The 11,953-nt window shown below is 46.9% G+C and carries 12 protein-coding genes; 5 read left to right on the forward strand and 7 right to left on the reverse strand.

Annotated elements, in window-relative coordinates; translation table 11 throughout:
• Positions 1-127: 127 nt before the first annotated feature.
• On the reverse strand, positions 128-1,570 hold the full coding sequence (locus MN202_RS17970) for an SLC13 family permease (RefSeq protein ID WP_335737523.1): 1,443 nt from the start codon (positions 1,568-1,570) through the stop codon (positions 128-130).
• 17 nt (positions 1,571-1,587) lie between these two features.
• A complete protein-coding gene (gene rluF / locus MN202_RS17975; RefSeq protein ID WP_335737524.1) occupies positions 1,588-2,346 on the reverse strand; it encodes a 23S rRNA pseudouridine(2604) synthase RluF in 759 nt (252 codons plus the stop codon).
• A 100-nt stretch (positions 2,347-2,446) separates the two neighbouring features.
• Here rluF and MN202_RS17980 point away from each other — a divergent pair, with 100 nt between their 5' ends.
• Positions 2,447-3,406, forward strand: a complete 960-nt coding sequence (locus tag MN202_RS17980) for an aldo/keto reductase (RefSeq protein ID WP_335737525.1) — start codon at positions 2,447-2,449, stop codon at positions 3,404-3,406.
• Positions 3,407-3,460: 54 nt separating this feature from the next.
• Here MN202_RS17980 and MN202_RS17985 read toward each other — a convergent pair whose 3' ends face one another.
• Complete coding sequence (locus MN202_RS17985; protein ID WP_335737579.1) at positions 3,461-5,542, reverse strand: hypothetical protein; 2,082 nt, start codon at positions 5,540-5,542, stop codon at positions 3,461-3,463.
• A 324-nt stretch (positions 5,543-5,866) separates the two neighbouring features.
• Positions 5,867-7,501, reverse strand: coding sequence for an electron transfer flavoprotein-ubiquinone oxidoreductase (locus MN202_RS17990; RefSeq protein ID WP_418334697.1), 1,635 nt, complete (start codon positions 7,499-7,501; stop codon positions 5,867-5,869).
• 200 nt (positions 7,502-7,701) lie between these two features.
• Between MN202_RS17990 and MN202_RS17995 the strand changes: the two genes are divergently transcribed.
• From MN202_RS17995 to MN202_RS18005, 3 genes are all read left to right on the forward strand, one after another.
• Entirely contained in the window at positions 7,702-8,451 is a 750-nt protein-coding gene (locus MN202_RS17995; RefSeq protein ID WP_335737527.1) for an electron transfer flavoprotein subunit beta/FixA family protein, read from the forward strand.
• Positions 8,451-9,377 carry an electron transfer flavoprotein subunit alpha/FixB family protein gene (locus MN202_RS18000; RefSeq protein WP_335737528.1) on the forward strand — a complete coding sequence of 309 codons (927 nt, stop codon included), beginning with the start codon at positions 8,451-8,453 and terminating at the stop codon, positions 9,375-9,377. The genes MN202_RS17995 and MN202_RS18000 overlap by 1 nt, the downstream gene beginning before the upstream one ends.
• 114 nt (positions 9,378-9,491) lie before the next feature.
• Positions 9,492-9,989, forward strand: a complete 498-nt coding sequence (locus tag MN202_RS18005; protein ID WP_335737529.1) for a GNAT family N-acetyltransferase — start codon at positions 9,492-9,494, stop codon at positions 9,987-9,989.
• Positions 9,990-10,028: 39 nt separating this feature from the next.
• On the opposite strand, the gene fur is transcribed toward MN202_RS18005, so the two are convergent.
• Positions 10,029-10,469 (reverse strand): ferric iron uptake transcriptional regulator, encoded by a 441-nt coding sequence (fur, locus tag MN202_RS18010; RefSeq protein ID WP_335737530.1) that lies wholly within the window; start codon positions 10,467-10,469, stop codon positions 10,029-10,031.
• Positions 10,470-10,623: 154 nt separating this feature from the next.
• Here fur and MN202_RS18015 point away from each other — a divergent pair, with 154 nt between their 5' ends.
• On the forward strand, positions 10,624-11,094 hold the full coding sequence (locus MN202_RS18015) for a DUF4442 domain-containing protein (RefSeq protein ID WP_335737531.1): 471 nt from the start codon (positions 10,624-10,626) through the stop codon (positions 11,092-11,094).
• A gap of 40 nt (positions 11,095-11,134) precedes the next feature.
• Here the strand turns inward: MN202_RS18015 and fldA are convergent, their stop codons facing one another.
• Together fldA and ybfE are read right to left on the reverse strand one after the other, a co-directional pair.
• Positions 11,135-11,665, reverse strand: a complete 531-nt coding sequence (gene fldA, locus MN202_RS18020; protein ID WP_335737532.1) for a flavodoxin FldA — start codon at positions 11,663-11,665, stop codon at positions 11,135-11,137.
• Between the two features lie 13 nt (positions 11,666-11,678).
• On the reverse strand, positions 11,679-11,951 hold the full coding sequence (ybfE, locus tag MN202_RS18025) for a LexA regulated protein (RefSeq protein WP_335737533.1): 273 nt from the start codon (positions 11,949-11,951) through the stop codon (positions 11,679-11,681).
• Between the last annotated feature and the right edge of the window lie 2 nt (positions 11,952-11,953).

The following is an 11,953-nucleotide window of genomic DNA, read 5'->3' on the forward strand; positions in this document are numbered from 1 at the left end:
GAGTATAGCTCAGCTGGTAGAGCGCGACCTTGCCAAGGTCGAGGTCACGAGTTCGAACCTCGTTACTCGCTCCAAATAAAAAAACGCAGCCGGTTGGCTGCGTTTTTTTATGCCTGAACACTATGGTTTAAAAATCAAAGATATAAGCCGCCAAATACAGCACGGCCAATGTAATAAGCAGGATGCTGGCTAGGTTGAGCACCAATCCGGCTTTTACCATATCTATGATTTTTAACTTGCCTGAAGCAAACACTATAGCATTGGGCGGAGTGGCAACCGGCATCATAAAAGCACAACTGGCCGCGACAGCGGCTGGGATCACCAGCATAGCGGCAGAGGTATCAAGTGATACGGCGACAGGGCCTAGTAAAGGTAAAAAAGCTGCCGCTGTGGCAGTATTACTGGTGATTTCGGTCAAAAATAGAATGACCGTGGTCACCAGTACAATTAGCATTACCAGATTAATATGGCCGAGCTGGCCAATTTGTGCCGCAATATAGGCGGATAAACCAGAGTTATCTATCTGGCTTGCTAATGTCAGGCCGCCGCCAAACAGTAGCAGCACGCCCCAGGGCAGTTTCTGGCAATCTTCCCACTGTAAAATACGTTGCCCGCTGCGCAGTGATACCGGCAAAATAAATAGCAAGGTTGCGGCACAGATTGCAATCAGGGTGTCATCAAGTTTAATGCCGCTAAGATCACTTAATAGTTTACGCAATATCCAGCACGTTGCCGCCAGCAAAAATACCGTCAATACCAATTTTTCAGCATTGTGCATAGCGCCTAGTGCCGCGAGTTTTTTCCGGTACAAGCTGCGGCTATCGACGCTGGCGACGTTATCCAGTCTGAAGTGAATTTGGGTTAGCCAAAACCAGCACACCAGTAATAAGCTGACGGACAGCGGCACACCAAACAGCATCCAGTCACTGAAACTAAGTTGTATCTGGTAACTACGTTCCAGATAGGCCGCTAACAATGCATTGGGGGGGGTGCCAATTAATGTAGCTACACCGCCGATACTGGCGGCATAGGCGATCGCCAGCAAGATTGCTTTGGCAAAGTTATCGTCAGTAACACCCTGTTCCTGTTGCATTGCAATAATGGATAATCCTATTGGCAGCATCATAACGGCGGTGGCGGTATTAGACATCCACATCGACAAAAAGGCGGTAACCAGCATAATGCCGGCAACCTGTTGGCTGGGTTTGCTGCCAACCAGTAACATCGTCATTAACGCTATGCGCTTGTGCAGGTTCCAGCGCTCCATCGCGATTGACAGGACAAAGCCACCAAGAAACAAAAAAATCAGTGGGTGCGCATAAGGCGCAGTGACATTAGCTATGGTATCCAGGCTAAGTAAAGGCACTATAGCAATAGGCAGTAGTGCTGTAACAGGAATAGGCACCGGCTCTGTGATCCACCAAAGTGCCATCCAACTACTAAGGCCGGTGATTAACCAGGCATTTGCTGACATACCGGCAAACCAGGGCGGACTCAGCAGTGTCAGCAAAAACAGTAACGGGCCTGCCAGCAAGGTTACATAGTATGGTAATTTAAGCTGAGCAGGCATAGCAGATCCTTGTGATGTTAGTCGTCGAAACTATTATTAGCGGCTGCGGCGTCAGCTGTTTTGCTGGAGGTCAATAATTGCGCTTCCAGCATACGAATTTCGATATCATCCAATAGCCGCCATTGGCCTGGCTTTAAGCCGGCTAAGCGAATATGCATAATACGGCTGCGTTTGAGCGTTTGTACTTCATATCCCAGATGTTCACACATACGGCGGATTTGCCGGTTAAGTCCCTGAGTCAGAATGATGCTGAAACTTTGTTTTGATTTTTGCGTGACAGTACAGGGCAGGGTAACAGTGTCCAGGATGGGCACGCCACTGCTCATTTGCCGGATAAAACGCTCAGTGATGGGTTTATTAACGGTCACCACGTATTCTTTGTCATGCGCATTACCGGCGCGCAGTATTTTATTTACGATATCGCCGTCATTGGTCAGAAAGATCAGCCCTTCTGAGGGTTTATCCAGCCGGCCGATCGGAAAAATCCGCTCCGGATAACGGATAGCATCAATAATGTTGCCATGAATATGCCGCTCAGTGGTACAGGTGATACCCACCGGTTTATGGTAGGCGATGTACACTCGTTTCGGCTTGTCTTTTAACGGCTTGCCATCGACCATTACATTGTCTTGCGCACTGACTTTCAGTCCCACAGTTGCAACCTTGCCGTTTACCGTTACCTGACCATTGTCGATAAACTTGTCCGCTTCACGGCGTGAACAAAAACCGGTGTCACTGATAAATTTGTTTAACCGGTACAGTATTTCTTCAGACATAATAACAAAACATCTCTAAGCACTTTTAATTGCTGCTAGTGTAGGGCTTGAGGGCATTTTTCGCTACACTGTCGGGTGCTTAAATCAATTTGGGGTAGCTATGTTGGCATTAGCAACACACTTGCCCGGTGTCAGTCGTCTGGCACTGGGATGCATGGGCTTTGGTGGCAGCTGGGATAATACGCCGACAACAGATGAACAGCAGCGTCAGGCATTTAGTGCTATTGATGCGGCTTTAGACAATGGCATTAACCTGTTTGACCACGCTGATATTTACACCCGGGGCAAAGCTGAACAGGTATTTGGTCAATATCTGGCACAGGCACCGGCAAAACGTGCACAGATGTTTATTCAAACTAAGTGCGCCATCCGTTTCGCGGACGATAGCGCGCCGGGGCGTTATGATTTTTCGCCTGAGTATATTGTTGCCTCGGTAGAGCAAAGTTTGCGCCGGTTAAATACCGGCTACATTGATATATTGCTGTTGCACCGCCCCGATCCTCTTATGCAGCCCGAGCTGGTGGCACAAGCTTTTGAGCAATTACAGCAGCAGGGTAAAGTGCGGCATTTTGGTGTATCCAACATGGGCTGGGCGCAAATGCAGTTGCTACAAGGTGCGCTGGCTCAGCCGCTGCTGGTTAATCAACTGCAAATGAGCCTGGCAGACATTAATTGGTTAGAAGAGAGTGTATTGGTTGGTATGCCGCAGGGTGGTCAGCGGCATTTTGGCTACGGCACTGTTGAATATTGCCAGCAACAAGGCGTACAACTGCAAAGTTGGGGCAGTCTGGCCAAAGGCGTATTTAGCGGGGCAGCGGTTCAAACGGCTCAGCAAGCGGCGACAGCGCAGCTGGTAGCGCAATTAGCTGGCCATTACAACTGCAGTGCAGAGGCAATAGTATTGGCCTGGCTGATGCGGCATCCGGCTGGCGTTCAACCTGTTATCGGCACCACTCAGCCAGAGCGTATTATCGCCTGCAGCCACTCAACTGATGTAAGGTTAAGCCGTGAGCATTGGTATCAGTTGTATGTCAGTAGCCGTGGCGAGGCTTTACCGTAAAAAAACAGACCCATAGTCGGGTCTGTTAGCTTGTTTTAGCTGACGTAAGCCGGTTTATTCGCTCTGCTCGGTATTTCTGCTATGGCTGGTTTTGTTGCCAGCCGGCGCATTAAGTGAAATAACCTTAGTTTTACTGATTTTATGCCGGTAAATTTCCCGCAGATATTTAATGGCTTTTTTGACGCTGTCGCGGCTTAAACGAATATCATTGATCGAGACAAATTTATCTTTGTTATGGATAAGTTCGCGGTACTTTTTCTCGTACATAGGCTTAATGGCATACCAGTTGGTATCGAGAATCTTTGCCGGATTTTCATGCTCATGTAGCATTTTATCTAATGCCACTTCGTCAAATTCGTCGGTGCGGATAAAATCAAGCATGGCTTTATCCAGTTGCTCATCAAAGCGGTAATTGTCTTTGGCAAAACAGCGTTTAATGTAGGCTACAATCAGCGTTAAAAAATCATCACTTAAACAGGGGCTTTTGACAATTAATGTCGTCAGCGAAATATTAGCTGAAGCACCAATGACCAAGGCGTAGCGCTTTAAGGTGGTATTGGGGAATAAGGCATTTAAATGCGATTTCAGCCGGTTTAAATCCATATAGGATAATTTATAGTCCTTCGGCAAGGAGATAATCGATACCACCGACGAGCAATTTTTAAAAAAGTGCAGATCTTTTAACTCAGAGGCGTTATAACCATTTTTTACATAACCTGCCAAAGTTTCGCGATAACGTGCCGATTCAATGGGTAGTAGGCTAATACCTTCAATAGCCTGGGTCACTTTATTAAAATGCGGCAAATCAATTGAGCGGAAAAACAAATCGTCAATATTTAGCCCGCCACTGGATTTATCAAACATTTTAAGTTTTTCGCCAGCCGCATCGGCTGGTACAACGGATTCAGCATAAGCCACCGCCACCGGGCCTGCCAGGCTCATAAATAAATCATTGGCGTCTAAGCGGATCGTTTCGCCAATGTCGATACCGGCACGGCGGAAGTAATTTTCATCGTAATCAGTGGTAACCGCCTGTGCGGTTAAAATATTAAAAATCTGCTGCGAAATATACTGGTTGGCATATTTCTCCATGGCATTGACGTCGATATGCTGAATGCCACCGTCGTCTGTTTCTTCTGCATATCGCATAATATCATTGGAAATCAACATCATGGCGTTCCATGGCCGGATGCGATGCATCACGCTGGATTCACTGCTGTCTTCATTGTCGAAGTTGTATGAAAAATCCCATTCCTCAGCCAGATACTTACACAGCAGGCGGCCAGCATTAATATGCAATGCTTCAGACATCTCCACGCCGTGGTCGGAAATATTCGGTAAAATACAAATGCCGCTGGTGAATATAGGTTCGAAAACAAAAGAGTGGCCGCGATTTTCTTCATCTTCTGCCAGAGTGCGGGTATCAAAGGTTTTACTCATATAGGCATATTGTTGTGCCAGGCCAAACTCAGAGGCCATACCTGAACCGGTACCGCCACCAGCACTGAAAATATAAAAATACAGCCTGGATTGGTTAGCCTTAATACCACAAGAGTCGATAAGGTAAGAATGAATAAACTTCCAGTCTGAGTTTGAGAAGCGCTGGGTATCCTTATTCAGGATTATTTTTGCCAGATATTGCCCCAAAATAGGGGCATTACCGGCACCACCGGCGTGCACTTCAGACAAATCCATAATTTTCATTTTGGTGTAATCATGCAAAAAGCCGCTTTTTTCGCCTTTGTGCGAAAAACGGATGCGTCCCTCGATGTCTTTGTCCAGATCGCCGAGCATGACCAGCGGCTCAATTAAAAACACTGGTTTTATCGTTTGCGAATTAGACAGATGTAAGCTGCGCTTGATCCAGCGCATTGGCCGGTATTCCTGCTCGCGTACCTGCTTTTCTTCGTTGTTAAACTCATTTAAATAAAAATTGCGGGCGTTATACACCAAAGAAGCCACATCGAGCGCTATATTCGAGCCACAGCGGCCTAAGCCAATCAGGCAGACTGACGGAAAGTGTTGCTGTTTTCTGCTTTGAATTTCATTGTCCGGGTTAGGCGCCGGAAACACACTGCTGCGCAAAGCATCCAGATTGGTCAAAATTTTGTTTAAGTCGCGCTCAGTAAAATACATATAGCGGTCGCTGGCGAAAGACGGCGTTATAGCCTGGGTTGCCGCTGATTTTCTCACCGCGCTTTTCAATACGACATCATCAGTAGTGGCGGTTTCAGGCTTTATCTTATTGTTCATCATGCTACTTCCTGTCTCTGGCGAGGCATTACTGCACATCATTTAAGTGAGTTCAGCATTAAAAGTAGTTGCTGGATAAAATTAAGGCAATGAAACAGCTTGAAAAAACGTCGCAGTTAAAAGAAGGCGTTGATGTTATTCGACAATACAAAACAATAAGTTAGTAAGTGGTCTGCTATTGTTGAGCAGACCACCGTGCCGTGCTGGTTACATATTAGGGTAATTGGGACCGCCAGCGCCCTCAGGTGTTACCCAGGTAATATTTTGCGACGGATCTTTAATGTCACAGGTTTTGCAGTGAATACAATTTTGAGCATTGATTTGAAATTTAGGCTCATTATTGTCGTCTTGTACTATTTCGTAAACACCTGCAGGGCAGTAACGCTGCGCCGGCTCATTATACTTAGCCAGATTAACCTGCAACGGAATGTTGCTGTCATGCAGTTTTAAATGACAGGGCTGCTCTTCTTCATGATTGGTGTTCGATAAATATACTGAGGATAACCGGTCAAAACTTAACGTATTGTCTGGTTTTGGATAGCTGATCTGTGCTGCTTCGCTGGCCAGTTTCAGCTGGGCATGATCTTGCCGCTCGTCTTTTAGGGTAAACGGTAATTTACCGCCAAACCAATTTTGCTCCAGAGTGTTAAAAGCGCCACCCCAGAAGGTGCCAAACTTGTGCAATGCCGGGCCAAAATTACGTGAACGATACAGTTCGTCATAAAGCCAGCTGTTTTGCAGGGCATCGGCGTAAGCCGTTAAGTCTTCACCGCCTTCGCTGCCTTGCTGCAATGCATTAAACAAGGTTTCCGCCGCCAGCATGCCGGACTTCATCGCGGTGTGGTTGCCCTTAATCTTGGCAAAATTAAGCGTGCCGGCATCACAACCAATGAGTAAACCACCATTAAAGCTCATTTTAGGCAGGCTATTCAGGCCACCTTTGGCGATTGCCCGGGCGCCGTAGCTGACGCGTTTACCACCAGCCAGATACTGGCTTATTACCGGGTGATGTTTATAGCGCTGAAATTCATCAAACGGGCTTAAATGCGGGTTGCTGTAATTAAGATCGATAATTAAACCCACCACCACCTGTTGGTTTTCTGCATGGTATAAATAACCACCGCCACACGTATCGCTGCTCAGTGGCCAACCTGCAGAGTGCACCACCAGGCCAGCCTGATGCTTGCTGGCCGGTACATCCCAGATCTCTTTAAAACCGATAGCATAGTGCTGTGGTGACTTATCCTTATCTAAGCTGAAATGCTTGATAAGTTGCTTACCCAGGTGGCCACGGCAGCCTTCGGCGAACACAGTATACTTGGCGCGTAACTCCATTCCGGGTATAAAGCTGTCTTTGGGTTGCCCCTGTTTATCCAGCCCCATATCGCCAATTAAAATACCTTTAACGGTATTGTCTTCAATTAATACTTCACTGGCGGCAAAGCCGGGGAAGATCTCTACGCCAAGTTGTTCGGCCTGTTGCGCCAGCCAGCGGCACAGGTTAGCGATGGAAACAACATAATTACCGCCATTGTGCATCGTTTTAGGTACGGCAAAGGATGGCAGTTTTACGGCATTATCGGCATTTTTAAACAGGTAAATATCATCATGAGTTACTGCGGTAGTTACCGGTGCGCCCTGAGCCTGCCAATCGGGCAGTAATTCATTTAACGCCCGGGGTTCAAAAACGGCACCAGACAGTATATGTGCACCAACCTCAGAGCCTTTCTCAACTACGCATACAGTTAGCTCAGTTGCCGCAGCACGGGCTTGTTGCATCAATTTAATGGCAGCTGATAATCCGGCCGGGCCTGCACCGACAATCACTACATCGAATTCCATTGATTCTCTTTCCACGGTACCGACCTCTTGGAGTTTATTATTTACAGCCATAGCTGCTTTTATCATGCTGTTTAGGGTATTGCAGGTTGACGTTAACGTCAACAGTAAGTAGATTGTGCCAAGCCAAACTATTATAGCTTTACCTTAACGTAAACCTGCGCTACTTAAGCCTGTTTGCGCAGGAAAAGAACGAGGACATTATGAAAATACTGGTGCCGGTAAAACGGGTTATAGATTACAACGTAAAGGTGCGGGTAAAAGCTGATGAAACAGCAGTTGACCTGGCAAACGTAAAAATGGCGTTAAACCCTTTTTGTGAAATCGCAATAGAAGAAGCCGTGCGTTTAAAAGAAGCCGGTACGGCGAGTGAAGTTGTAGTGGTGTCTATTGGTACTGCAGCAGTGCAAGAGCAACTGCGTACTGCATTAGCGCTGGGAGCCGATCGTGCGCTTCATATTGATACTGATTTAAATCTCGATTCGTTACAGGTCGCAAAATTACTGGCCAAAGTGGTAGCTGAAGAGCAACCGGGCCTGGTGATCTTAGGTAAGCAGGCCATCGACTCGGATAACAACCAAACAGGCCAGATGCTGGCAGCGTTAACAGGCATGGGGCAGGGTACTTTTGCCTCGGAAGTTAAAGTCAGTGGCGACAAAGTACAGGTAACCCGTGAAATTGACGGTGGTTTACAAACGGTAGAACTGACGTTACCTGCAGTCGTTTCAACCGACTTACGTTTGAACGAACCGCGTTATGCGTCGCTGCCAAATATTATGAAAGCGAAAAAGAAACCGCTGGAAACGAAAGCGGCTGACAGCTATGGCGTTGAGCTGAGCAGTAAAGTTAAGGTGTTAAAAGTTGCGGCGCCTGCGGTGCGCCAGGGTGGCGTCACAGTGGCGTCGGTGGCTGAGCTGGTTGATAAGTTAAAGCATGAGGCTAAGGTGATCTAATGGCTATTTTAATTATTGCAGAACATAACAACCACAGCTTGAAAAGCGAGACTCATAAGGTGGTGCAGGCCGCCAGCCAGATCGGCTCGGAGATTACTGTGTTAGTTGCCGGTGCCAACTGCAGTGCAGTCGCGACTGAAGCGGCAGCTATAAAAGGGGTGACCAAAGTATTACTGGCTGACAATGCTGTTTATCAGCATCAGTTGGCAGAAAACATTGCCCCTTTGGTTGCTGAGCTTGGTAAAGATTTCAGTCATATTCTGGCGGCCGCCACTACGACAGGTAAGAACTTTTTGCCCCGCGTTGCGGCGATGCTGGACGTGGCACAGATTTCAGATGTTATTGCTATAGAATCAGCTGATACTTTTGTCCGGCCTATATATGCCGGTAATGCAATTGCAACGGTACAATCTGCAGATACGATTAAAGTGCTAACGGTACGCCCGGCGGCATTCAGAGCAGCAGAAAGTGGTAACAGCGCAGAGATAACAACTCTGAGCACTGTACACGATGCCGGTGTGTCCAGCTTTATTGCTGAAGAGTTAACCAAATCTGAGCGTCCTGAACTGACAGCAGCTCGGGTGGTGATTTCCGGTGGCCGTGGCATGCAAAACGGTGAGAACTTTGCCTTATTAAACGGCATTGCGGATAAGCTGGGCGCCGCCATAGGTGCCTCGCGTGCGGCGGTAGATGCCGGCTTTGTGCCAAACGACATGCAAGTTGGCCAAACCGGTAAAATTGTTGCACCAGAGCTGTATATTGCGGTAGGTATTTCAGGGGCTATTCAACATCTGGCCGGTATGAAAGACTCTAAAGTCATAGTAGCGATCAACAAAGATGCAGATGCGCCAATTTTCCAGATTGCCGATTATGGTTTGGTAGCGGACCTGTTTAGCGTATTGCCAGAGCTTGAACAGCAATTGTAAACCGGATTAATTTGCCTGAAAGCCAGCATTTTGCTGGCTTTTTACGTTCTGGCTCTTGTTGCTGTTGAATATTCCGATTTAAGATAACCGGGTTTATGTTGACAGGATGCCATTATGCCCGCCGTGATCCGCCATGCAGAGCCAGCTGATATAGCAGCAATAAAAGCCATTTACGATCAGCCCAGTGTCTATGCCAATACACTGCAATTACCCTATCAGCCGGTGGCGAACTGGCAACGACTGTACAATGCGGACAGTGATTTTTATAACCTGGTCGCTGAAGTTGAAGGTAAAGTAGTCGGGCAGCTAGGTTTACAGGTGTGCCCGCGGCCGCGCCGGCGTCACGTGGCTGAACTGGGTATGGGGGTGTCAGAGCATTATCAGGGCCAGGGTATAGGCTCAGCTTTGCTGCGTTCAGCACTGGAGCTTTGTGATAACTGGTTGAATATACGCCGGGTAGAGCTGACAGTGTATGTAAACAATGAGGCGGCAATAGCCTTGTATGAACGTTTTGGCTTTGAGGCGGAAGCGGAGTTAACAGATTATGCGTTTCAATATGGTGGTTATGTTAATGCGCTGAGCATGGCACGCATTACCAGCCGTGATACCTGAGTAAAAAAACGGCGCCAAATGGCGCCGTTTTTAATGCGATTAGTTCATATCGCTGTTTTTCTTACATTGCACGGTGTCTACGCATTCGCCGTACAAATATAAACTATGATGGGTAAGTTTAATGCCGTTTTTCTCGGAAATTTCCAGTTGTTTGGCTTCTATTACATCATCTTCAAACTCGATAACTTTGCCGCATTTTAAGCACACCAGGTGGTCATGATGGTGGCTGCCGGTCAGTTCAAATACCGATTTACCACCTTCAAAATGATGGCGGGTTAAAATACCGGCATCATCAAACTGGTTTAACACACGGTATACCGTCGCTAAGCCTATGTCTTCACCAAGATCCAGCAGCAGCTTATATACGTCTTCGGCACTGATATGTTGGTTTTTTGGGTCCTGCAGGATCTCTAAAATTTTCACCCGTGGCAGGGTAACCTTCAGGCCGGCTTTACGTAATTCGCTGTTGTGATCTGACATAATAACTCTAACTCTGGCTTATATTTGCAAAAGATTATAGAGACATTATGCCGTGATTGAAATGGAAAAGCATCCCTTAACTGCAAGCATGGCTCTTGTGCTTGCCGCGTCAGTCAGTACAATAGCTGTCAACAGGTCATACCAGAGAAATAGCATGAAATGGGCTTTTAAACCGGCAGTGATGCGCCACCTACTAAATTTTTGGCCACCGTTCTTCTTTAGCGGTATACGTGTCGCCAAGCTTAGCGATGACTACCGTTATTGCAAAGTGGAGCTTAAATCACGCAAATGGACGCGTAATATTAACAATAGCCAGTTTGGTGGCTCAATGTTTGCCATGACAGATCCGATTTATCCGTTGATGTTGATGGGCGCCTTAGGAAAAGAGTATCTGGTATGGGATAAACAGGCCGATATTAATTTTATCAGCCCGGGTAGGGGGAAGCTGTGCGCTGAGTTTTGGTTGTCAGATGAAACCCTGGATGCGGTTAAAGCGGCAACAGCAGATGGCACTAAGCATTTTCCAGAGTTTTTGCTGCACATTAAAGATAGCCAGGGCCAGGTAGTCTGTGAGGTTAACCGTAAGGTTTATGTGCGCAAAAAAGCGCAGTACCGGCCAGAATAAAAGACATATAAAAAACCGGCGCTAAGGCCGGTTTTTAGTTTTACAGTGCTTCGAACTCTTTTAAGCTCATTTCTTCGTAAATCTGCTTGCACCACTGTTTAACGCGTTGTTCGGTAAGCTCAGGTTGACGATCTTCGTCAATGCCTAAGCCTACAAAGTGGTTATCATCAGCCAGAGCTTTGGAGGCAACGAAGTTGTAACCCTTAGTTGGCCAATGACCTACGATAATTGCGCCTTTAGGCTCAATAATGTCGCGCAGTGTACCCATAGCATCAAGGAAATACTCAGCGTAGTCTTCCTGATCACCGCAGCCAAAAATTGCCACCAACTTATTACTAAAGTCGATATTGTCCAACTCGGGGAAAAAATCATCCCAATCACACTGCGCTTCGCCATAATACCAGGTTGGAATACCCAGCAATAATAAGTCAAAAGCGGCGATATCTTCTTTGCTGCTTTTGGCGATATCACGCACATCAAACAAGTGTTTACCCAGCTCTTTCTGGATCATCTTGGCGATATGTTCAGTGTTGCCGGTATCGCTACCGAAAAAAATGCCTACAGTTGCCATTAATCTAACCTTCTTACCTGGTTAAAACTTGTGTCAGAATACTTTCAATATACGCACTGCGTGTCAAACCTGCTTTATCAGCCTGTTGCTCTAATGCGCTGTACAGCTGATCAGACAATTTAAACTCAATGCGCTTTAAACCTTTACTGCGATCACGCTTGACCTGATTACGTTTGTTCAGCCTAAGCTGCTCTTCTCGCGGTAACGGGTTGGTTTTGGGCCGTCCCGGACGCTTTTCCTGCGCAAACAAATCAATCGTGGTGCGATCAGTGGCAATTTTAGCCATTA

The organism is Rheinheimera muenzenbergensis (assembly GCF_036984005.1).
GTDB classification, from domain to species: domain Bacteria; phylum Pseudomonadota; class Gammaproteobacteria; order Enterobacterales; family Alteromonadaceae; genus Alishewanella; species Alishewanella muenzenbergensis.

Bases quoted from the DNA above. Each gene is read 5' to 3' on its own strand.
- MN202_RS17970 (WP_335737523.1), bottom strand. From the start codon at position 1,570: ATGCCTGCTCAGCTTAAATTACCATACTATGTAACCTTGCTGGCAGGC.
- rluF (WP_335737524.1), bottom strand. From the start codon at position 2,346: ATGTCTGAAGAAATACTGTACCGGTTAAACAAATTTATCAGTGACACC.
- MN202_RS17980 (WP_335737525.1), top strand. From the start codon at position 2,447: ATGTTGGCATTAGCAACACACTTGCCCGGTGTCAGTCGTCTGGCACTG.
- MN202_RS17985 (WP_335737579.1), bottom strand. From the start codon at position 5,542: ATGTATTTTACTGAGCGCGACTTAAACAAAATTTTGACCAATCTGGAT.
- MN202_RS17990 (WP_418334697.1), bottom strand. From the start codon at position 7,501: ATGGAATTCGATGTAGTGATTGTCGGTGCAGGCCCGGCCGGATTATCA.
- MN202_RS17995 (WP_335737527.1), top strand. From the start codon at position 7,702: ATGAAAATACTGGTGCCGGTAAAACGGGTTATAGATTACAACGTAAAG.
- MN202_RS18000 (WP_335737528.1), top strand. From the start codon at position 8,451: ATGGCTATTTTAATTATTGCAGAACATAACAACCACAGCTTGAAAAGC.
- MN202_RS18005 (WP_335737529.1), top strand. From the start codon at position 9,492: ATGCCCGCCGTGATCCGCCATGCAGAGCCAGCTGATATAGCAGCAATA.
- fur (WP_335737530.1), bottom strand. From the start codon at position 10,469: ATGTCAGATCACAACAGCGAATTACGTAAAGCCGGCCTGAAGGTTACC.
- MN202_RS18015 (WP_335737531.1), top strand. From the start codon at position 10,624: ATGAAATGGGCTTTTAAACCGGCAGTGATGCGCCACCTACTAAATTTT.
- fldA (WP_335737532.1), bottom strand. From the start codon at position 11,665: ATGGCAACTGTAGGCATTTTTTTCGGTAGCGATACCGGCAACACTGAA.
- ybfE (WP_335737533.1), bottom strand. From the start codon at position 11,951: ATGGCTAAAATTGCCACTGATCGCACCACGATTGATTTGTTTGCGCAG.